This is a genomic window from Ancylomarina sp. (assembly GCF_041555295.1).
GTDB lineage: Bacteria > Bacteroidota > Bacteroidia > Bacteroidales > Marinifilaceae > Ancylomarina.
In genome coordinates this window covers 1-22,074 of sequence record NZ_JBFFKR010000039.1, presented here as the reverse complement: position 1 = coordinate 22,074, position 22,074 = coordinate 1, and the positions used below count along the sequence as shown (strand labels likewise).

At 35.7% G+C, this 22,074-nt stretch carries 21 protein-coding genes and 1 tRNA gene; 17 read left to right on the top strand and 5 right to left on the bottom strand.

Going from position 1 to position 22,074, the window contains the following annotated elements:
• Positions 1-880, top strand: an 880-nt coding sequence (locus ABY905_RS05245; protein WP_372641274.1) for a protoheme IX farnesyltransferase, incomplete at its 5' end; no start/stop codon positions are given.
• A 323-nt stretch (positions 881-1,203) separates the two neighbouring features.
• Here ABY905_RS05245 and ABY905_RS05240 read toward each other — a convergent pair.
• The 3 genes from ABY905_RS05240 to aroB form a co-directional block, all read right to left on the bottom strand.
• Positions 1,204-2,430 (bottom strand): 3-phosphoshikimate 1-carboxyvinyltransferase, encoded by a 1,227-nt coding sequence (locus tag ABY905_RS05240; RefSeq protein WP_372641272.1) that lies wholly within the window; start codon positions 2,428-2,430, stop codon positions 1,204-1,206.
• A gap of 94 nt (positions 2,431-2,524) precedes the next feature.
• A complete protein-coding gene (locus tag ABY905_RS05235; protein ID WP_372641270.1) occupies positions 2,525-3,073 on the bottom strand; it encodes an adenine phosphoribosyltransferase in 549 nt (182 codons plus the stop codon).
• Positions 3,057-4,118: a 3-dehydroquinate synthase gene (aroB, locus tag ABY905_RS05230; RefSeq protein WP_372641268.1), complete on the bottom strand. Its 1,062-nt coding sequence runs from the start codon at positions 4,116-4,118 to the stop codon at positions 3,057-3,059. The genes ABY905_RS05235 and aroB overlap by 17 nt, the downstream gene beginning before the upstream one ends.
• 253 nt (positions 4,119-4,371) lie before the next feature.
• Between aroB and ABY905_RS05225 the strand changes: the two genes are divergently transcribed.
• From ABY905_RS05225 to ABY905_RS05180, 10 genes are all read left to right on the top strand, one after another.
• Entirely contained in the window at positions 4,372-4,719 is a 348-nt protein-coding gene (locus ABY905_RS05225) for a hypothetical protein (protein WP_372641265.1), read from the top strand.
• A 42-nt stretch (positions 4,720-4,761) separates the two neighbouring features.
• On the top strand, positions 4,762-5,328 hold the full coding sequence (locus tag ABY905_RS05220) for an outer membrane beta-barrel protein (protein WP_372641263.1): 567 nt from the start codon (positions 4,762-4,764) through the stop codon (positions 5,326-5,328).
• Between the two features lie 62 nt (positions 5,329-5,390).
• Entirely contained in the window at positions 5,391-6,494 is a 1,104-nt protein-coding gene (gene dprA, locus ABY905_RS05215) for a DNA-processing protein DprA (protein WP_372641261.1), read from the top strand.
• A 205-nt stretch (positions 6,495-6,699) separates the two neighbouring features.
• Positions 6,700-8,034, top strand: a complete 1,335-nt coding sequence (gene gdhA, locus ABY905_RS05210) for an NADP-specific glutamate dehydrogenase (RefSeq protein ID WP_372641259.1) — start codon at positions 6,700-6,702, stop codon at positions 8,032-8,034.
• Positions 8,035-8,140: 106 nt separating this feature from the next.
• Positions 8,141-8,908: a TatD family hydrolase gene (locus tag ABY905_RS05205; RefSeq protein ID WP_372641257.1), complete on the top strand. Its 768-nt coding sequence runs from the start codon at positions 8,141-8,143 to the stop codon at positions 8,906-8,908.
• Between the two features lie 181 nt (positions 8,909-9,089).
• Positions 9,090-10,115 (top strand): asparaginase, encoded by a 1,026-nt coding sequence (locus ABY905_RS05200; RefSeq protein ID WP_372641255.1) that lies wholly within the window; start codon positions 9,090-9,092, stop codon positions 10,113-10,115.
• A 214-nt stretch (positions 10,116-10,329) separates the two neighbouring features.
• Positions 10,330-11,163 carry a MotA/TolQ/ExbB proton channel family protein gene (locus ABY905_RS05195; RefSeq protein ID WP_372641253.1) on the top strand — a complete coding sequence of 278 codons (834 nt, stop codon included), beginning with the start codon at positions 10,330-10,332 and terminating at the stop codon, positions 11,161-11,163.
• Positions 11,164-11,172: 9 nt separating this feature from the next.
• Positions 11,173-11,622: a hypothetical protein gene (locus tag ABY905_RS05190; RefSeq protein WP_372641251.1), complete on the top strand. Its 450-nt coding sequence runs from the start codon at positions 11,173-11,175 to the stop codon at positions 11,620-11,622.
• A 48-nt stretch (positions 11,623-11,670) separates the two neighbouring features.
• The gene (locus ABY905_RS05185) at positions 11,671-12,243 is read left to right on the top strand and encodes an ExbD/TolR family protein (RefSeq protein WP_372641249.1); all 573 of its coding nucleotides are present in this window, start codon (positions 11,671-11,673) and stop codon (positions 12,241-12,243) included.
• Positions 12,243-12,710, top strand: coding sequence for an ExbD/TolR family protein (locus ABY905_RS05180; protein ID WP_372641247.1), 468 nt, complete (start codon positions 12,243-12,245; stop codon positions 12,708-12,710). The genes ABY905_RS05185 and ABY905_RS05180 overlap by 1 nt, the downstream gene beginning before the upstream one ends.
• 117 nt (positions 12,711-12,827) lie before the next feature.
• Here ABY905_RS05180 and ABY905_RS05175 read toward each other — a convergent pair.
• Positions 12,828-12,901, bottom strand: a tRNA-Arg gene (locus ABY905_RS05175).
• A 350-nt stretch (positions 12,902-13,251) separates the two neighbouring features.
• On the opposite strand from ABY905_RS05175, the gene leuS reads away from it, so the two are divergent.
• The 4 genes from leuS to ABY905_RS05155 all read left to right on the top strand — a co-directional run bounded on the left by leuS (position 13,252) and on the right by ABY905_RS05155 (position 19,443).
• Positions 13,252-16,014 carry a leucine--tRNA ligase gene (gene leuS, locus ABY905_RS05170; RefSeq protein WP_372641245.1) on the top strand — a complete coding sequence of 921 codons (2,763 nt, stop codon included), beginning with the start codon at positions 13,252-13,254 and terminating at the stop codon, positions 16,012-16,014.
• A 118-nt stretch (positions 16,015-16,132) separates the two neighbouring features.
• Positions 16,133-16,993 carry a YitT family protein gene (locus ABY905_RS05165; protein ID WP_372641243.1) on the top strand — a complete coding sequence of 287 codons (861 nt, stop codon included), beginning with the start codon at positions 16,133-16,135 and terminating at the stop codon, positions 16,991-16,993.
• Between the two features lie 69 nt (positions 16,994-17,062).
• Positions 17,063-17,923, top strand: coding sequence for a YitT family protein (locus ABY905_RS05160; protein WP_372641241.1), 861 nt, complete (start codon positions 17,063-17,065; stop codon positions 17,921-17,923).
• Positions 17,924-18,135: 212 nt separating this feature from the next.
• Positions 18,136-19,443, top strand: coding sequence for a peptidoglycan DD-metalloendopeptidase family protein (locus tag ABY905_RS05155; protein WP_372641239.1), 1,308 nt, complete (start codon positions 18,136-18,138; stop codon positions 19,441-19,443).
• A 78-nt stretch (positions 19,444-19,521) separates the two neighbouring features.
• On the opposite strand, the gene purN is transcribed toward ABY905_RS05155, so the two are convergent.
• Positions 19,522-20,097 carry a phosphoribosylglycinamide formyltransferase gene (gene purN, locus ABY905_RS05150; protein WP_372641237.1) on the bottom strand — a complete coding sequence of 192 codons (576 nt, stop codon included), beginning with the start codon at positions 20,095-20,097 and terminating at the stop codon, positions 19,522-19,524.
• A gap of 383 nt (positions 20,098-20,480) precedes the next feature.
• On the opposite strand from purN, the gene ABY905_RS05145 reads away from it, so the two are divergent.
• Both ABY905_RS05145 and fabF read left to right on the top strand, forming a co-directional pair.
• Entirely contained in the window at positions 20,481-20,717 is a 237-nt protein-coding gene (locus ABY905_RS05145) for an acyl carrier protein (protein WP_125030722.1), read from the top strand.
• Between the two features lie 23 nt (positions 20,718-20,740).
• On the top strand, positions 20,741-21,994 hold the full coding sequence (gene fabF / locus ABY905_RS05140) for a beta-ketoacyl-ACP synthase II (protein ID WP_372641234.1): 1,254 nt from the start codon (positions 20,741-20,743) through the stop codon (positions 21,992-21,994).
• The last annotated feature ends 80 nt before the right edge of the window (positions 21,995-22,074 follow it).

The window sequence follows — 22,074 nt, the reverse complement described above, 5'->3', positions numbered from 1 at the left end:
TATGCATTATTCTATGTCGATAGCTTCTAAGATGCTCAGTCTTCTCGAACTTGGGAAAGTTAAAATTGCCATTCCTGTTGTGATCTCATGTTTCACCGGCTATTTGTTGCAATCGACAGATTTCTCATTGGATATGGCTGCCGTTATTTTTGGAATTTTACTGATAGTTGCTGGCGCTTCAGCTATTAATCATATTCAGGAGCATAAAAAAGATGCTTTGATGAATAGAACCATGTTTCGGCCGATTCCATCAGGAAAGTTGAGTGTTGGTGAGGCGTTTGTTTGGAGTCTATTATTCTTACTAATTGGTTGTGGTTTGCTAGTTTGGGGTGGAAATATATTGAGTTTTTATATTGCTCTATTTTCAATTTTATGGTATAATCTTCTTTATACACCCTTAAAACAAATCTCTGCCTTTGCAGTTGTTCCCGGAGCCTTGAGTGGGGCTTTTCCGCCATTAATTGGCTATGTGGCTGCTGGGGGTGATATTTTGGCACCTCCAATTTTGGCCTTGGCATTCTTCTTTTTTATTGGGCAAATTCCTCATTTCTGGCTTTTGTTATTGCTTTATGGCGAAGATTATAAGCGTGGAGGCTTTAAAGTTCTAACCGATGTGTTTTCGATTAAGCAGATACATTTTATTACGCTTATCTGGATGTTGGCAACAATCATGGTCGCTCTTCTACTACCGATGTACGACGTGATCAGTTCACAGTTTGCTATATGGACCTTGTTGATTCTGTCTTTGTGGATTATCGTTTACAGTTTTCCTATTCTTAAAAACTACGATAGACTTTCTGTTCGAAAATTGTTTCTGCAACTAAACTTGTATTTTTTACTGATCATGATCATGATCAGCATTGATAAGCTTTATTTGTAATCGTTTTTTTTTTCAAAAACCGCGGTGCTTGTGAAGGCCTTTGAAAAAAAGAAAATTATAAGAGTGACACAGTTCATTGACTAGATCCGAAAAAAGATCAGGGTAATGCGTAAAACGATCGGGGTAATGTGAGAAACGATCAGGGTAATGCGTAAAACGATCGGGGTAATGAGAGAAACGATCGGGGAAATGCGGAAAACCTACGGGGGAGCCTTGAAATTAGTTAAAATAGCCACGAATTCACGAATTATATTTTTTAGAAATTCATTCGTGAATTCGAGTTTTAATTTTTCACATCAGCACATCACCAAATCATCATATCATTACCCCTGATTAATCTGGAAGCCTACTTCTTGTAATTGTTCCCAGAAGTTAGGGTAAGATTTATTGACAACCATTGGATCTGCGATTTTAATCTCTGGACGAATCATCGCAATTGGAGCAAAAGCCATAGCCATACGATGATCGTGATAGGTTTTAATGATAATCTCTTCGCTTTCAGCTTTCATTTCACCATCCCAAGCCAGTTCTCCATCCTGAGGTTCGTAAAGAACATAGCCCAATTTAGCCAACTCATCGATAAGAGCTGCAATACGATTGGTTTCCTTTATTTTAAGCGTTTCAAGGCCTTTAAAATGGAAAGGAATATTCTTTAAGGCAGAAACCACTGCAAATGTTTGTGCCAGGTCTGGCATCTCGATAAAATCGAAAACCAGTTTTTTACAAACATCATTCGTTTGTTCGATAAACATACCTTTTTTAGTGAAATTGGTTTTCACACCAAGTTTCTCAAACACATCAATTAAACCTGAATCTCCCTGAAAACTATTTTTTTTCAGCCCATCCAGAAAGAGTTTCCCTTTTGGAGCCATAGCCATAAAGGCATACCAATATGAGGCTCCAGACCAATCACCTTCTACGGTGTAAGGCATAACCTTATAAAGTTGATTAGCGATGTAAATTTCATTGTTTTTAAACTCAGACTGGATTCCAAACTCTTCCATGATAGCTAGAGTCATCTCAATATATGAACGAGATACAATTTTGCCTTGTAGTTTGATACGAAGACCATTTTCAAGAGTAGGAGCAATAAGTAGGAGTGCTGAGATGTATTGAGAGCTGGTGTTCCCAGCTAATTCAACTTCTTTACCCGTGATATTCGATCCCATTATTTTCAAAGGAGGATAACCTTCCTTTTCAAGATATGTGATTTGTGCTCCCAATGAATTCAGTGCATCAACTAAAACAGATATGGGACGCTCTTTCATTCGATCAGAACCAGTAAGGGTCCATTCACCTAATATTTTTGATAAGTAAGCCGTTAAAAATCGCATACTAGTACCAGCATGACCGACATCAAAAACATTGGTGTTAGAAAATAAAACCTCTTGCATTACCTTAGAATCGTCACAAGTTGATAGATTCTTAATCGGTTCAAAACTATAACTTAAAGCATTGATGATTTGCACACGATTCGAAATGCTTTTCGATGAAGGAACGATGATTTTCCCTTCTATGTTTTTTTCTGGCTTAGATATAGTGTAGTGCATGGTTTTGATCTTAAAAAAGATTGTACAAAAAATCAGCCGTTAGGAAATTGAATTTCCCAACGGCTGTATGGTGTAATTCCTTAATTTCTATTATCTAGAAATGGAAAAGAGAATCAACTTGATATAGCGTATCTAATTTTTCACGTCCGTTTAAGAAGTCCAACTCAACAAGGAAGTTAATATAAACTTCCTTAACATTGAATTTGCTGATTAGATTTATTGATGCTTTGGCTGTTCCACCTGTTGCTAATAAATCATCGTGCAATAAAATAACATCCTTAGAATTTAAAGCATCCTGATGAATGAACATTTCATCTTCTCCGTACTCAAGAGAATATTTTTCTGAATAGGTCGGTGCAGGTAATTTTCCTGGTTTACGCACGGGTACAAATCCAGCTCCTAATTTATAGGCTAAAACAGTACCTAGAATAAAACCACGGCTTTCGAGTCCTACAATTTTTGTAATACCTCTGTCCTTGTATTGCTCATAAAGAGATTCAACCAAAGTGTTTAGGTGTTTTTCATCCTTCAACATGGTAGTGATATCTTTAAATACAATACCTTCTTTAGGAAAATCAACGATATCTCTAATTGAGTTTTTTGCTTCTTGAAGTTTAACGTCCATCTTAATTTCTTTTTCCATACTGATTGAGAGCTTCAACTATTTCTTCTTCTGTGCAGATGTTATTTATTGTATAAGCACCAACATTTGGAAGAAGAGTGAAATTGACTCCTTCGTCACTATTTTTCTTATCGTGTAACATCAATTGATATAATTCGGGGTAATCCTTCGCAAAAATAGAAAAGTCTGAGTAAATATCTGTTATATATTTCACTATCTCTTCAAATTTATCTTGAGGGAAGGCTCTTTTCTTTACCGATAGATAAAGTTCTCCTATCATACCTAGTGCTACAGCTTCACCATGATAAAGTTCAAGCTTGTGGCGATGTGCATAACTTTCGAAAGCATGACCTATAGTGTGACCAAAGTTTAGAACTTTTCTTACATTTCTCTCCATTGGATCTTTCATCACAAACTCTTGTTTTACTGCTACCGATTTTCTGATCAGATTTAGTAATTTGGAATAGTTTATATCGTCGAAATTAAAGGAAATAAGCTCATCTAAATAGTTTTGACTATAAATGATTGCATGTTTCAACATTTCAGCAAAGCCAGATTTGAATTCCTTTATCGGTAAAGTTTTTAAAAACTCAGGGCTTATAACAACCATATCAGGTTGGTTGATAACACCAATTTCGTTTTTTAATCCATTAAAGTTGAAACCTGTTTTTCCGCCTACCGAAGCATCAATCTGTGAAAGAAGTGTAGTTGGTATATTAATAAAGTGGCAACCACGCTTAAAGGTAGATGCAACAAAACCACCTAAATCAGACATCATGCCACCACCAATATTGATGACCAAGCTGTGTCGGTTGGCTCCATTTTCACCTAGAAATTCCCATGCCTTTACAACTGACTCCAATGATTTATTTTGCTCCCCACACCCTATGATGAGCTTAGGAATATCTTGCAATTTTTCGTTCCCTGATAGAAGGTGCCAACAATGTTCTTGTGCACCTGAATCCATTAGGATAAAGATTTTTGACTTGGAATAAGTTTCCAAAATTTTGCCAAGCTCTTTTTCAATGCTTTCAGTAAAAATTAAATCGTAAGATTGAGGACTCATTTGCTAACTTATTTATAGTTTCTAACTTTGGTCAAATATAGTATTTTAGCGAGTGATGTCAAACTTGCCGATTTCAAAAATAAGGACTAAGGTTATTTAGATTAATAGCCATTATATACAAAAATTTTATATTGATACTCATATGACACTAAGCAATCAGAATCGAGCTGCACACATTAAGCTTTTTTATTATATCATAACTTTCCTTTATTTGAGTTTAACTGTACTGACAGTCTATCTCAATCCAGTTTATATGACCCTTATATTGGTCAGTTTATTTGCCATTTTTGTAGTATTGATTGGACTTAATCTGATAAGAGAAAATAATTTCATCATTTATAAGGAAACAGATGATAAAATCATTATTCGCTATTATCCTTTGCATCCTTTTCATGATAAGTTTAAATCTATAGAGATAAGTAAACAAACTTTCTCTCATTTCGAATTGCAAAAGAGGAGTATGGGATTACGAGAAGATCTGTTTCTTTTTCAGATGAGTGCAAAAGGTTTGGCCAAATATCCAGGAATAAGCTTGTCAGCCTTATCAAGAGAGCAAAGAGCCGAGTTATTAGGATCCCTTTCAAAGTATTCAAAAAAGTAATCCCAGATTTTTTTACTAATAAGCATCTATTATAATATGCACATGAAAAAATACATCATTTTAGCCGCTCTGTCTTTTTTATCATTGACTTTATTTTCACAGAAACCAGAGGAAGGTCTAAGAATTCAAGTGGGACTGCCATTTGCTAAGTACGGCAAGTTTGATCACAATTTTAAAAATGGAGATGAAACCCAATACCCATCATTTTTGATTCAGGTTGATAAACCTTGGCGTGACAGGTTCCGTTTAGGTGCTTATATGGGTTTTGCTGGACAGAAGAATGAATCCTTGATTAACGAATTTACAGAAATTACTTATAATTATTATCGCTTTGGAGGAGTGATTTCTTATGATTTGAATGATCTCCTGGATGCGATAAATATATCTCCCGAGTCTGGAGTAGACTTATATGCCTCATTAAAAACAGGATTCTCTTTGGAGCATATTAAGGCGGAAAAAGGAATTAATAATAAAGAGAATAACTTTTTATTCGATTTGGGAATTCTGATTGGTGGCCGATATAATATAAGTGATAATATTGATATTTTTACAGAGCTGGGTTATGGTAATGCCGGTTTTGTTACTATAGGATTTGCATTTGATATGTAGGAGCTTATCTTTTTTTGATTTGACAATGCATTTTCCTAATTTGGATGATCTAAATTCAAACTATGGAAACAATCTATAAAGTTGCTTTCAGCTTTTTAAACGGACTTGGCAGTATTAATGCACGAAAAGTGATTGCTTATTCGGGTGGCGTTGAGGCATTCTTTAGAGAGAAGAAACAGAACCTACTTAAAGTCCCCGGTATAGGAAAGAATATAATTCAAAAGTTAGATCGGGATTCGGCTTTGCGAGATGCTGAAGCTGAATTGAAGTTTATTGAAGGCAACGCTATAAAAGTGGCTTTCTATTTAGATGAAAATTTCCCGCAACGTTTATTGAATTGTCCTGATTCTCCTATTACATTATATTATAAAGGAGAAATTGATTTCAATGCTTCTCGTATTTTAAGTGTGGTAGGGACTCGTAATGCCACAGAATATGGGAGGGAGAATTGTAATAAGCTTATTAAGGCACTTGCTTCACATGTTGAAAAGACTATTATAGTGAGTGGTTTGGCTTATGGTATTGATATTTGTGCCCATAAGGCAGCAATGCAATATAATTTACCTACAGTTGCAGTAGTAGGACATGGTTTTCACCTGATGTATCCGGCTCAGCATCGTAAATATGCAGAAGAGATTATTCATAGTGGAGCGATCATTACTGAGTTTACTTCGAAAAGTGTAATCGATCCAAGACACTTTGTTCGTCGAAATAGAATTGTCGCTGGTATGGCTGATGCTACTTTAGTGATGGAATCTGCTAGAAAAGGTGGATCATTGACGACTGCTGAAATAGCGAATTCATACAATAGAGATGTGTTTGCATTCCCCGGTAGGTCGGGAGATGTTTACTCTCAAGGATGTAATCATTTAATTAAAACCAATCAGGCCCACTTGGTAGAATCAGTTGCTGATATTGAATATATTCTTGGTTGGGAGAATGATTTGGGAAAGAAGGATGCGGTTCAATCAAGAATGTTTGTTGAACTCTCAATGGAGGAAGGGTTAATCGTAGACCTATTAAATAATGAAAGTAAATTAGGAATTGATATGCTTTCCATTAAATCGAATTTACCTATGAGTAGGGTTTCAAGTTTGTTGTTAAAAATGGAATTTGAAGGACTTATTCGAGCACTTCCTGGTAAAATCTACTCTTTGACTTCTTGAAAAATCTATTTTTTTTTGACTGATGTTGTAGAGCAGAATCTTTAAATGCACAACTTGTTGATATTCAGTATTTAAATATTTTTTAAAACGTTTGAATTTTTTTGATAAAAAAAACTGAGGTTCTTAAAATTTATATACATTTGAACCAAAATATTAACAATTGTATCACAACAATCTTATTTTAATTTCATAACATATTTTGGACATGGAAGCGAAGATTAATGAATTCATGGAAGCCCTTAAGGGTAGAACTCCAGGTGAAGCAGAATTTCACCAGGCTGCACAAGAAGTAGTAGAGTCTGTATGGGAAACTTACGATTCTAACCCTAAATACAAGAATGCTAAGATTCTTGAGAAAATGTGTGAGCCAGAACGTACTATCATGTTCCGAGTGCCTTGGTTCAACGATAATGGCGAAGTAGAGATTAACCGTGGATACCGTGTTGAGTTTAACTCTGCAATCGGACCTTACAAAGGTGGTTTACGTTTTCACCCTTCTGTAACTCTAAGTGCTCTTAAATTCTTAGGTTTCGAACAAACTTTCAAGAACTCTTTGACTACTCTACCTATGGGTGGTGGTAAAGGTGGTTCTGACTTCAACACAAAAGGAAGATCAGATAACGAAATTATGCGTTTTTGTCAGAGTTTCATGACTGAGCTGTGTAAACATATCGGTCCTAACACTGATGTTCCTGCAGGTGATATCGGAGTAGGTGGTCGCGAGATCGGATACCTTTTCGGACAATATAAGAGAATCCGTAACGAGTTTACTGGTGTATTGACTGGTAAGCCACTTGAATTTGGTGGTTCTTTAATTCGTCCTGAAGCTACTGGTTTTGGAGCTGTTTATTTTGCTCAGCATATGGTTGCTGAAAACAATGAGACATTAAAAGGCAAAACTGTTGCTCTTTCAGGTTTCGGTAATGTAACTTGGGGTGCTGCTCTTAAATTAACTGAGCTAGGTGCTAAAGTAGTTACTATTTCAGGTCCTGATGGATATGTATACGATAAAGAAGGTTTAGATGCTGAGAAGATCGATTTCTTATTGGATCTTCGTGCTTCGAACAATGATGTTGTAGCTCCTTACGCTGAGAAATTCGGTGCTGAGTTCTTCGCTGGACAAAAGCCTTGGGGTGCAAAAGTTGATATGGCTTTCCCTTGTGCAATTCAGAACGAATTGAACGAAGAAGATGCTAAAACTCTTGTAGCAAACGGATGTAAGTATGTTGTTGAGACTTCTAACATGGGTTGTACTGCAGAAGCTATGCTTTATTTAGTTGATAACTGTTCATTTGCTCCTGGTAAAGCAGCTAATGCTGGTGGTGTTGCTGTTTCAGGTCTTGAAATGTCACAAAACTCATTACGTTTTAACTGGACTGCTGAAGAAGTTGATGCTAAACTTGCTCGTATCATGAAAGATATTCACGATACTTGTGTAAGATTCGGTACAAAAAATGGTAAGATTAATTACGTAAATGGTGCAAACATTGGAGGCTTCGTAAAAGTTGCTGAAGCAATGGTGGCTCAAGGATGTGTATAATATCCTCACGATTCAAATATAAAAAAGAGCCGGCTTTAGCCGGCTTTTTTCATATTGGAATGAAAATTAATTTTGAAAGCCAATTTCACTGTCAACACAATTTTGTATGAAGTTAATCGATACCCATTCTCATATCTATTCTGAAGCTTTTGACGAGGATATCGCTGAAGCGATTCAACGAGCAAAAGATGCTAATGTTGGTCAAATATTTTTGCCAAACATTGATTCCGAGTCAATCGAACCCATGCTTAAATTGGTGAAAAGCTACCCCGATTATTGTTTGCCTATGATGGGATTACATCCAACCTCAGTGAAAGAGAATTATGAGGAAGAATTGGCTATCTGTGAAAAATGGTTGAATGAAGAAAAATTTATTGCAATCGGGGAGATTGGAATCGACTTATATTGGGATAAAACCTTTTTGAAAGAACAGCAATTTGTTTTCGAAAAACAATTGACTTGGGCTGTTGAAAGAGAGCTGCCAGTTGTTATTCATGCTCGTGAATCCTTTTCAGAAATCTTCGAAGTTTTGGAATCTTTCAAATCGGAAAAACTTACTGGTGTTTTCCATTCTTTTACTGGAAATTTAGAGCAGGCCAATAAAGCCCTTGATATGGGATTCCTGTTGGGTTTAAATGGGATTCTAACTTTTAAAAATTCTGGATTAGATCGAGTCGTTAAGGAAATAGGCATGGAAAATCTAATTTTAGAAACAGATTCACCATATTTAGCACCAACGCCCAAGCGTGGTAAAAGGAATGAGTCGGCTTATGTTGCTCTGATTGCTGTAAAATTAGCTGAGATTCATCATTTAAGTCTTGATGAGGTGACTGAGATAACAAGTCGAAATGCTCAGAATCTGTTTAAAATTTAAACACATTTTAGATGTGTGTTTCATCTTGAGAAAAGATCAAGAGAATTTAAGCTTGTCGATATTAAATGTTTTTTTTGCTAAAATCTGTCCTCTGGAATAGATAAAGTAAATGAGCAGTTTTGCTAAAGTGAGTATTTCCCCGATTTTAATCGGAATGTTAAAACATGAAATTTATAAGTATATGAAGACTTCAATTTTGATAATTTATACTGGAGGAACTATTGGGATGGTAAAAGATCCAAAAAATGGTTCTTTAAAACCATTCGATTTTGATCATATTCTAAAACAGGTGCCAGAACTTAAGGGCTTTGGTTTCGATTTAACTTCAGTGGCTTTTGATCCGCTTATCGATTCTTCTAATCTGAATCCTGAAGTTTGGGTTAAGATTGCTAATCTGATTAAAGAAAACTATGAAAAGTTTGATGGTTTTGTTGTTCTTCATGGTACCGATACGATGTCATATTCTGCATCGGCTTTAAGTTTTATGCTTGATAACCTTGAAAAACCAGTTGTTTTAACGGGCTCGCAATTACCAATTGGTATGTTGCGTACTGATGGTAAGGAAAATCTGATTACTGCCATTGAGATTGCTGCCGATTATAAGGATGGTAAAGCGATTGTTCCCGAAGTTTGCGTGCTTTTCGAGAATAAATTATTTAGAGGAAATCGCACAACAAAGCACAATGCGGAATATTTCAATGCTTTTTATTCATACAACTATCCGGATTTGGCAAGAGTGGGTATTAATATTCATTATAATCATGCCGTAATTCAAAAAGTTACGAAAGAGAAAGAGTTTGCAATTTCTACTGATTTAGATACCAATATTGCTATTCTTAAAATATTCCCAGGCATTAATAAAAAAACCGTAGACGCTATTTTTAATATCGAGGGATTAAGAGCCGTTGTGATTGAAACCTATGGTGCGGGAAATGCACCAACTGATAAGTGGTTTATTGATTCTATTAAGGATGCAATCGATAAAGGTGTCATTGTATACAATGTGACTCAGTGCCCGGCAGGGAGTGTAGATATGGGCTTGTATGAAACAAGTGTAGAGCTACTAAATATTGGGGTTGTGAGTGGTCACGATATCACTACAGAAGCTGCCATTACTAAGCTTATGTTTTTGTTAGGACAGCAGCTTGATTCAGATAAGATAAAATTCTTTTTAAATAAGTCCATCAAAGGCGAATTATGCCAATAGAAAATTTGTTTTTCACTTTTTTTTTGTAATTTGGTGCACTGTTAAAACCTTCTTGTATTACATAAGAAAAGGAGTGAGATATAGATAATATAAGTGGTTTAAGCTTGTTCTTTAAAAAGAAAATATAATTGATTATTGTTAATCAATTTTTTTGATTGTAACCGTTTAATTTTGTAAAAAATAATTTCGTTAATTAAAATTTGAAAAACAGACTATGAAAAAGTTATTTGCATTTATAGCAGTTATCGGGATGCTGAATTTTGGAGCATCATTTAATGCAGTTGCTCAAGATGAGACAGCTGAAACTACCGAAGCTACCGTAGATACTCAGGATGAAACAACTGAGGAAGTTGCAGTTCAAGAAACTGAAGTAGAAGAAGTAGCTCCAGTTATGGAGGAAGAAGTAGAGAGTACTTCATTCCACGCTATTGTTAAAAAACAATTCATCCAAGGTGGTGCGATGTTTATGAGTTTTGTATTGTTGACACTTATTTTAGGTTTGGCTCTTTGTATTGAAAGAATCATTTACTTAAACATGTCAACTACAAACACTAAGAAGCTGATCGCTAGCCTAGAGGAAGCGTTGAATAATGGTGGTGTTGATGCTGCTAAAGAAGTTTGTAGAAACACTCGCGGTCCTGTCGCTAGTATCTTCTATCAAGGTCTTGACCGTATCGAAGAAGGTGTAGATGTTGTTGAGAAGTCGGTAATCGCTTATGGTTCAGTTCAAATGGGTCTTTTAGAGAAAGGTCTTTCTTGGATCTCTTTAATGATTGGTCTTGCTCCTATGTTGGGTTTCATGGGTACAGTAATCGGTATGATTGGTGCATTTGACTCTATTCAGTCGATGGGTACTATTTCTCCTGCTGCTGTAGCTGGTGGTATTAAAGTTGCTTTGATTACAACTGTATCTGGTTTGATCGTAGCTATGATCCTTCAGGTATTTTATAACTACTGTACTGCTAAAATTGATAGTATTGTAAACAACATGGAAGATGCATCTATCTCTCTTCTTGATATCTTAGTAAAATACAACTTGAAAAAATAATTTCCGACTATGTCAAATACATTGAGTAAATATTTAAATATTCTTACCTATGTAATGCTTGGTCTTACAGTTGTTTTTGTAGCCATGTTTTACTTTGGTGGAGAAGTGCCAAATGCAGCCTATGATACTCCGGTTTATACCGATTCGTTGATTCATTGGGCAAAGGCTTTATTCATTATCACTGTTGGCTTATCACTGTTGTTCCCTATTCTTCAGATCGTATCTGATCCTAAAGGAGCAATTAAAGGATTAGCTGGACTTGCTGGTCTTGGACTAATTATCTTGATAGCATATTCTTTATCTGACGGTACATTATTAAGCCTTCCTGGTTATACTGGAGATGACAATAATGTTGGTGCATTAAAGTTTGCTGATACCATTTTATATACGATGTATGTTTTAGGTGTTGGTGCTATCGTTTCTATCGTAGTGACAGAAACTATGAGAAAATTTCGCTAAGACAATGATTTGATTAAATTCAAATCGTAAACCTTAATAAATAATATTATGGCAAGAAAAACACCAGAGATAAATTCGAGTTCGATGGCCGATATCGCGTTTCTTCTGTTAATTTTCTTCTTGGTGACAACGACAATGGATGTAGATACTGGTATCTACAAGATGTTGCCAGCTATCCCAGAAGATTCTTCAGAAACGCCACCAAAGGTTAAAAAACGTAATGTTTTTTCCATTTTGGTGAATCGTAACAATGAATTGTTGGTAAATGGTGAAGTTCTTAGTATCTCACAATTGCGTGATAAAACTAAAGAGTTCTTCATGAATCCTTCAAATCTTGAGACACTTCCTGAAAAAGGACTGAAAAACGTACCCTATTTTGGTGACGTTATGGTTTCTAAGGGATTGATCTCGTTACAGAACGACCGTGGAACAAGATACGAAACTTATATTCGCGTTCAGGATGAACTTGCTGCCGCTTCTCGTGAGTTAAAAGATGAGAAGTCAATGCAAAAATGGGGTAAAAAATATGCCGAGCTTGATGCAGATCAGCAATCGGCAGTTAGAAAATACGTCCCCGTACAGATTTCTGAAGCTGAACCAAGAAATACAGGAGGTAAATAATGTCAAAGTTTAGAAAAGACGGTAAGAAAGAATTACCGGCCATATCAACAGCTTCTCTTCCTGATATTGTATTCATGTTGTTATTTTTCTTTATGGTTGCAACAACCATGAGAGAAGTCGATTTGAATGTGGATATTATGGTTCCATCAGCGAAAGAGATAACTAAATTGGAAAAGAAGGATCTTGTTAGTAACATCTATGTAGGTGTGCCTATGAGAAAATTCACGAAGACTTACGGAACTGAGCCTCGTATCCAGTTGAACGACCAATTTGCAACGGTTGATGATATTCAAGCTTTTATTGCTTCAGAACGTGAATCAAGAAAAGAAGAATTACGTAATAAGTTGACTACTTCATTGAAAGTTGATCAATACACTAAAATGGGTATTATCACTGACATTAAGCAGGAACTTAGAAAAGCGAGTTCACTTAAATTGAACTATTCAACTAGACAAACTGCTGAATAATTTATTATTCGATATATAATCAAAAGGAGTCCATGAGGACTCCTTTTTTTTTGCTGTAATTTTAGATGTCCGATTAAAATGAAAAAAGCTCGAAGCGTTAGCTTCGAGCTTTTTTTGTGACTCCAATGGGATTCAAACCCATGACCTCCAGAACCGGAATCTGACGTTCTATTCAGCTGAACTATGGAGCCTATTCAAAGACAAATTTAGAAAATTAATCCATTTATTTATGGAAATTGACATACTGCTTCGATATTGAGCTCTCGAAATTTTCTTAGAATTAGCTAAAGCCCTAATAGACAAAATTTAATAATTTCTCTTTACTAAAATAAAGTCCACATTTATTTCAAACTTTTGCTAATTTTGCGGCTTAATGAAGAATGAGGTTTTGTTATTTCTAATTTGCAATTATTAGCAGTAGTGAAACTCGAAATCTATATCATTTAATTATCAATCAGATTGAAAGTGTGAGATTTATTTAGGTTTCTAGATAGTCTTACCCCGAATGTAATCGGAATTCATATCTAATTAGCTATTGAACATGGAATACAATTTTAAAGAAATAGAAAAAAAGTGGCAACAGTTTTGGGTAGACAACAAGACTTATCAAGTTGATGTTGATACAAGCAAACCAAAATTTTATGTTCTCGACATGTTTCCTTACCCATCAGGGGCTGGTTTGCATGTAGGACACCCACTTGGCTATATTGCTTCTGATATATATTCTCGCTACAAGCGTTTAAAAGGATTTAATGTATTGCATCCTATGGGCTACGATGCTTATGGTTTACCTGCTGAGCAGTATGCAATTCAGACAGGTCAACATCCGGCTATTACAACTGATGTTAATATTAAAAGATACCGTCAGCAATTAGATAAAATTGGCTTTTCATACGATTGGGATAGAGAAATTCGTACTTCTGACCCTGAATATTACAAGTGGACTCAATGGGCTTTTATTGAGATGTTTAAACATTATTTTAATAATAAGACTCAAAAAGCTGAGGCAATTTCTGATTTGGTTTTGGAATTCCAAACTAAAGGAAATGCAGAAGTTGATGCTTCAACTTCTCAGGAAGATATTTTTACTGCTGAAGAATGGAATGCTTTATCCGAAAAAGAACAGGATGTCATTCTTTTGAATTATCGTTTAGCGTATTTGGCTAATACAATGGTGAACTGGTGTCCTCAGTTAGGTACTGTTCTTGCCAATGATGAAATTAAAGACGGTTTATCAGTTAGAGGTGGACATCCAGTTGAGCAGAAAAAAATGCGTCAATGGTCTTTAAGAGTTTCTGCATATGCAAAGCGTTTGCTCGAAGATATGGAGAAACTGGAGTGGACTGACTCATTAAAAGAAATTCAACGTAACTGGATTGGTCGTTCAGAAGGTGCTGAGATGGACTTTTTGGTGAAGGGCTCTGATGTGAAGATGACTGTTTTTACAACCAGGCCTGATACTATTTTTGGAGTAAGCTTTATGGTTTTGGCTCCTGAAAGTGAGTTGGTAGATCAATTGACGACTTCGGAATACAAAGAAAAAATTGCAGCTTATATTGCAGCTACTAAAAAGCGTACGGAAAGAGAACGTATGGCTGATGTTAAAACGGTTAGTGGTGAATTTACAGGCTCATATGCAATACATCCATTTTCAGGAGAAGTTATTCCGGTCTGGGTGAGTGATTACGTTTTGGCTGGATATGGAACTGGTGCTATTATGGCTGTACCTGCTCATGATAGCCGTGATTATGCTTTTGCAAAGAAATTCGATTTGCCAATTGTTCCTGTTGTATCAGGTGGCGATTTAAGCGAAGGGTCTTACGATGCTAAGTCAGGCGAAATGATCAATTCTGACTTTATGAACGGATTGGATGTTAAGGATGCCATTGTAAAAGCAAATGCTGAAATTGTAGAAAGAGGATTAGGTAAACGAAAAATTAATTTCCGTTTACGTGATGCGATTTTCTCTCGTCAGCGTTATTGGGGAGAGCCATTCCCTGTTTATTTTAAGGATGGCATGCCACAAATGATGGATTTTGAAAAGTTACCTCTTGAATTACCAGAGGTTGATAAATATCTGCCTACTGAAACGGGTGAGCCACCCTTGGGTCGTGCAACTAATTGGACTACTGAAGATGGTTATCCAATTGAATTGAATACAATGCCAGGTTTTGCGGGTTCATCAGCTTACTATTTACGTTATATGGATCCTCACAATAACGATGCGTTGGTTTCTGAGGAAGTAAATGAGTATTGGCAGGATGTTGACTTGTATATTGGAGGTACCGAGCATGCTACAGGTCATCTCGTTTATTCTCGTTTTTGGAATAAATTCCTTTTCGATATAGGAAAGGTTTGTAAGGATGAGCCTTTCAAAAAATTGGTGAATCAGGGTATGATTCAGGGGCGTTCTAACTTTGTTTATCGTATTAAGAATACGAATAAATATGTGTCATATGGTTTGAGAGAAGCGTATGATACAACTCAAATTCATGTTGATGTAAATATTGTGAAAAACGATGTTTTAGATACTGAAGCGTTCAAGAATTGGATGCCTGAGTATGCAAATGCTGAATTTGTTTTAGAAGATGGTAAATATATTTGTGGTTGGGCTGTAGAGAAAATGTCGAAGTCGATGTTTAATGTGGTTAACCCAGATGTGATTGTTGATGAATATGGAGCAGATACACTTCGTTTGTATGAAATGTTCTTAGGACCATTAGAAGCATCAAAACCATGGGATACTAATGGTATTGATGGGGTGCATAAATTCCTGAAGAAACTATGGCGTTTATTCCATAACGATCAGAATGAATTTGTGGTTTCAACTGATGAGCCTACAAAAGCGGAATATAAAGTTCTTCATAAATCAATAAAGAAAATTCAGGATGATATTGAGCGATTTTCGTTTAATACTTCTGTCTCGGCATTTATGATCTGTGTGAATGAATTGAATACGATCAAGTGTAATAAGAAGGCTGTTTTAGAAGAGTTATTAGCTCTTTTAGCACCTTTTGCACCTCATATAACTGAGGAGCTTTGGTGGCTTTGTGGTCACTCGAATAGTATTACTGAGGCTAAATTCCCGGTCTTAAATGAAGCTTATTTAATAGAGGATGTTTATTCATATCCTGTTTCATTTAATGGAAAGATGAGATTTATACTGGAACTTTCATTAAGCCTGAGTAGAGATGAAATTGAAGAGGCCGTAATGAATCATGAACAGTCCCAGAAATGGATCGATGGTAAAACACCTAAAAAGGTGATTATTGTCCCTAAAAAAATTGTAAACATAGTAGTCTAACAGAAAGCTAAATTCATATTTGAAAAAGCTTTAGTTTCATTGACTACTCAATGAGACTAAAGTTTTTATTTTTTATATCAATTGATAAAATAATCCAAAAAAAACAACAATCTAGAAAATGAAATTGAACACCACAGAATTGAAATCCTATTTGATTATTGCATTGGGATTGGCAATTTATAGCTTTGGCTGGACAGCCTTTTTAATACCGTCAGAAATCATTGGTGGAGGAGTCAGTGGCATTGGAACCATAATATTTTATAGTTCCGGAGAAACGATTCCTGTAGGGCTGTCATATTTGATTATCAATTGTTTCTTGATAATAATAGCTTTAAAAATTCTAGGTCCTAAATTTGGAGCCAAAACCATTTATGCGATAATACTTGGTTCTATTTTTCTTAGTGTGCAACAGAAATTTTTTACCGCTCCTTTAGTCGATGATAAGTTTATGGCTGCAATTTTAGGTGGTATTTTAGGTGGTGTTGGTGTTGGAATTACAATTTCTCAGGGAGGAAGTAGTGGTGGTACAGATATAATTGCAATGATTGTTAATAAATATCGAAACATTAGTCCTGGACGTATTATCTTATATCTCGACGTATTTATTATAGCATCGTCATATTTCTATTTTAAAGATGTGCCAACTATTGTTTATGGCTATGTGTCGATGAGTGTTGCTTCTTATGCTATTGATATGGTTATAAGTGGGAGTAAACAATCGGCTCAAATGTTTATTATTACCAAGGATCATGAGAAGTTAGCTGATGAGATTGGATCAAAAATTAATAAAGGAATTTCTGTTATCGATGCCATGGGTTGGTATTCAAAAGAGAATAAAAAAATGCTGATGATTGTCGTTCGTAAACATGAAACACCGCAAATCTTCAAAATTGTGAAACAGCATGATCCTAATGCCTTTATTTCCATGGGATCTGTCATGGGGGTTTATGGTTTTGGTTTTGATGAAATTCGTGCGTAAGGAAATTCTTACTAACTTTGTGCCCAGAAAAAAAAATCCCCAAAGTGGGAATAATTTTAAAATTATAGAATGATAAGTGTTGTAAATTTTACCAAGCAGTTTAAGTCTTATTTTATTATTGCTTTAGGCCTTTTTATTGGTTCTATAGGGTGGACAGCTTTCTTAATTCCATCCGAAATTGTTGGAGGTGGTGTGACTGGTATCGCAACCGTTATCTATTTCGCAACAGGATTTAAAGTAGGTTACTCTGTTTTTATTATTAATGGATTACTACTTGTTTTAGCTATGAAGGTGTTAGGTTTTGGATTTGGTGTCAAAACTATTTTCGCCACTATCGTTCTGTCTGTCTTTCTATGGTTTTTGCAATCTATTTTCATTGAACCTTTGGTGAGTGATAGATTTATGTGTGCTATAATTGGTGGTATTATGGCTGGAGCGAGTGCGGGTATTATATTATCTCAAGGGGGAAGTACTGGTGGTACCGATATCATTGCCATGATGATTAATAAATACCGAAATTATAGCCCAGGTCAGCTTTTATTGACTTTAGATTTAATAATCATTTCATCGTCATACTTTCTTTCGAACTCTATCGAGCAAGTGGTATATGGTTTTGTAGCCATGGGAGTGAGCGCTTATTGTGTAGATATGGTAATTGAAGGTAGTAAGCAATCTGTTCAAATTTTCATCTTCACTAAGCGGTTTAATGAAATTAGAATGGAACTTATTACGAATCTCGATCAGGGTTTAACGGAGCTTCAAGCAAAAGGAGGATACTCTCAGGAAGACGTAAAAGTTTTAATGCTTTTAGCCAAGAAGAAAGATTCTCAAGCCATTTTAAAAATGGTAAAAGTATTAGATCCAGATGCCTTCATTTCTATGGGATCTGTAATGGGTGTATACGGACAAGGTTTTGATAAGATAAAATAATATCAGCTGTTTATAGAGAACAGATAGGATAGGTTTAATAATGTTAAAATTGCCGGGATTAGTTCATTCTAATACCCGGCAATTTGTATCCACATGTTTTATATCTTAACTTCGGCGACGGAGTCGGCTAGATGACAGAATTGTGAGGATGGAATGAGCCGATTTTATGAAGATTTCCGACCGAAGTTCTATTTTTAAGATTTTATTATTTTATGAAGCGTTTTCTTAAGATTCAATACCTAATAATTCCAGTTCTTATTCTTGCAGGTTTATTTTTCGTGAAAAATAGAAATGATATAGAATTAACACCTGCCGACAAAGCTAAACCTGTATTAATTGATTCTGTTCATAATCAGGAAGTCAATTACAAATATGGTTTTCCTATAGATAATTTTCAACTTGAAGAGTATAAGGTGAAGCGAAATCAAACGCTTTCTGTCATTTTGGATCAACACAAAGTATCATCAAAGTTGATTCATGAGATTGCACAAAAAGCCAAGAAGGTTTTTAATGTTCGTAAAATTAAATCCGATCGAAAATATGCTATGCTTTTCACTAAGGATAGTTTGAAAACGGCTGAATACTTTATTTACGAGAATACACCTAAGGAATATATCGTTTTTAATTTAACGGACACTATCCAAGTTTATAAAGGACAAAAGGAGATTACGACAGTTCGTAAACAAGTTAAAGGCACAATAGAATCTTCGTTGTGGAATGCAATGGTTGAGGTTGGTGCAGATCCAGTTCTTTCGATGGAATTGTCTGACATCTATGCTTGGACGATCGATTTCTTTGGTATCGGTAAAGGAGACGAATTCAATGTTATCTACGATGAAGAAATGATTGATGGAAAATCTATTCATCAGATTAAAGTAATTGCTGCTAATTTCGTTCATCATAAATCAAATAACTACGCCTTTGCTTTTAAAGATGGAGATAAGGACGGTTATTTCGATGAAGAAGGACAGAGTTTGCAGAAAGCCTTTCTGAAAGCACCGCTGCGTTTTTCACGTATTAGTTCTAAATTTTCAAATAATAGATTTCATCCTGTACTTAAGCGTTATCGTCCACATCATGGTATCGATTATGCCGCTCCAACTGGAACACCTGTTATGACTATTGGTGATGGTATTGTGGTTAAAAAAGGAAATCAGAACCAAGGAGGAGGACGCTACTTAAAGATAAAACATAATTCAGTTTACTCTACAACTTATATGCACTTCTCTCGATTTGGAAAAAATGTTGGAGTTGGCGCGCGGGTTAAGCAAGGTCAAGTAATTGGTTACGTTGGAGCCAGCGGTTTAGCTACTGGTCCACATTTAGACTTTAGAGTTCACAAGAATGGAACTGCGATAAATCCTCTGAAGATGAAGTCACCTCCTGTAGCACCTGTTTCAGCAAAGAATGTTACAGCTTATAATATTATTAAATATCAGCTTTTGCTTGAATTAGGTGTTGAGGAAAGTATTGCTGAAAAAGAGTTTGCTCTTGATTCAAGCATAACGAGTCTACACTAAGATCTAAAAAGATATTAGATTAAAATGGGAGATAGTTTTCAACGACTATCTCCCATTTCTGATATCATATAAATGAGTCTAATCTAAAATATGATTTAAATAATTCTCAACGGCACGAGGGAAATGTTCGTATTCTAAGTCGTGAATTTTATTGGCAAGATCTTCAGCTGTGTCATTCTCTTCGATTTGGCATTTTGCCTGAAGAATAGTTTCTCCATCGTCGTACTTTTCATTCACAATATGGATGGTTATACCACTTTCTTTATCCTTATTTGCAATAACAGCATTGTGAACGTTCATGCCATACATTCCTTTGCCACCATAGTTTGGCAGAAGAGCAGGGTGAATATTAACAATAGCATTAGGATAGGCTTTTATTAGGGAACCTGGTACTAGCCACAGGAATCCTGCTAATACAATTAGGTCTATTTTCTTGTTTTTTAATAAATCAATAATAGCGTTTGACTCATAAAAATCATTTCGTGTGAATGATTGGCTTGGAATATTGAGCTTGTTTGCTCTTTCGAGAACAAAGGCGTCCTTTTTGTTGCTAAGAATAATTGAGATTTCGACCTCAGGATTTGATTTGAAATAATGAGCAATATTCTCAGCGTTACTTCCTGATCCAGAAGCAAAAATGGCAATTCTTTTCATGGTTGTTGTTTCATATTTAATCTCCACAAAGTTAATTAATAAATGAATTTATACTCCTCTGATTATTATCATTTTTAACTTTAAAGAGTTGTAATCTTACTTTCAGATTGTTTTACTTATTATTCAGGAATTTTTGCCCCAAGCCTTAATAATCTAAACGTCTAATCCAATGATGATGACTGGTTTGGTTTCGTATTGCTCAGATTATCAGACGAGAAGCGTTCTCTATGGCGAATTTAATAGGAAATTCTTTCACTTGAGAGAGAAAAAGGATTATCTTTGCGACCAACTATGTGGAAATAAGTTTGATTTTAATCACTAAATTTATTTCTTTGCAGAGTTAAAAAATAATTTTTTAAATATTAATCTAAAAATTTTAAGTTATGTCTGATATTGCATCTAGAGTAAAAGCAATCATTGTTGACAAATTGGGTGTTGATGAAACAGAAGTTGCTATTGAAGCTAGCTTCACTAACGACCTAGGAGCTGATTCATTGGATACCGTTGAGTTAATCATGGAATTCGAAAAAGAATTTAACATCGCTATTCCAGACGATCAAGCTGAAAACATCGGGACTGTAGGTGCCGCTATTTCTTATATCGAAGAAAACGCAAAGTAATTTATTAACCCAGAACCTTTTTTATGGAACTTAAAAGAGTAGTAGTAACTGGTCTTGGAACTATTAACCCTATCGGCAATAATATTGCCGAGTATTGGGATAATTTGAAGAACGGTGTGAGTGGATCTGATATGATTCGCCAGTTCGATGCTTCAAAATTCAAGACTCAGTTCGCTTGCGAGGTTAAAAACTTCGATCCTAAAGCGCATTTCGATCGCAAAGAAGTTCGTAAACTCGATCTTTATGCACAGTATGCCTTAATTGCTGCGAAAGAAGCAATAGAGGATGCAGGTTTCGATTTGGAGGCAGAAGATTTAACAAGAGCTGGAGTAATTTGGGGTTCTGGAATTGGTGGAATTAAGACTTTCTTAGATGAAGTAACAGGATATGCAAACGGGGACGGAACTCCTCGTTTCTCTCCTTTCTTTATTCCTAAGATGATTTCTGATATTGCTGCCGGTCATATTTCTATGAAATATGGTTTCCAGGGACCGAACTACGGTACAGTATCTGCATGTGCTTCTTCTACACACGCTATGATTGATGCAATGAACTATATCCGTTTGGGTAAAGCCGATATTTTTATATCAGGTGGTTCAGAAGCTTCTATCAACGAAGCGGGATTAGGGGGATTTAACTCTATGCAGGCCCTTTCAACTAACAATGATGAGTACAAAGAAGCATCTCGTCCATTTTGTAAAACCCGTGATGGTTTTGTAATGGGAGAAGGCGCTGGCGCTCTTATTCTTGAAGAATATGAACACGCTAAAGCCCGTGGTGCTAAAATTTATGCTGAAATTGTTGGTGGCGGGATGTCTGGTGATGCTTATCACTTGACAGCAACACATCCAGAAGGACGCGGTGCTATTAATGCTATGAAAATGGCTATTAGCGACGCTAATATGCAGCCTGAAGATTTAGACTACATCAACGTTCATGGAACATCTACTCCAGTAGGAGATATTCCAGAATTGAGAGCAGTTAAAACTGTTTTAGGCGAGCATGCATACAATGTGAACATTAGTTCTACAAAATCGATGACAGGCCACCTTTTGGGAGCTGCCGGTTCAGTTGAAGCAATTGCTAGTATTTTGGCAATTAAAAACTCTATTGTACCGCCAACTATCAATCACAGAGAACAAGATCCTGAAATTGATTCTAAATTAAACCTTACGCTTCACACTGCTCAAGAGCGCCCTATCAGAGCGGCTTTAAGCAATACGTTTGGTTTTGGTGGACACAATGCTTCAGTAATTTTCAAATCTTTTACTGAATAATTTGTGATTAAATCTATTATTCAATCCATAAAACTTCGATTCTTACCTAAGAGGGAGTTTTATGGATTGACTTTTGATCT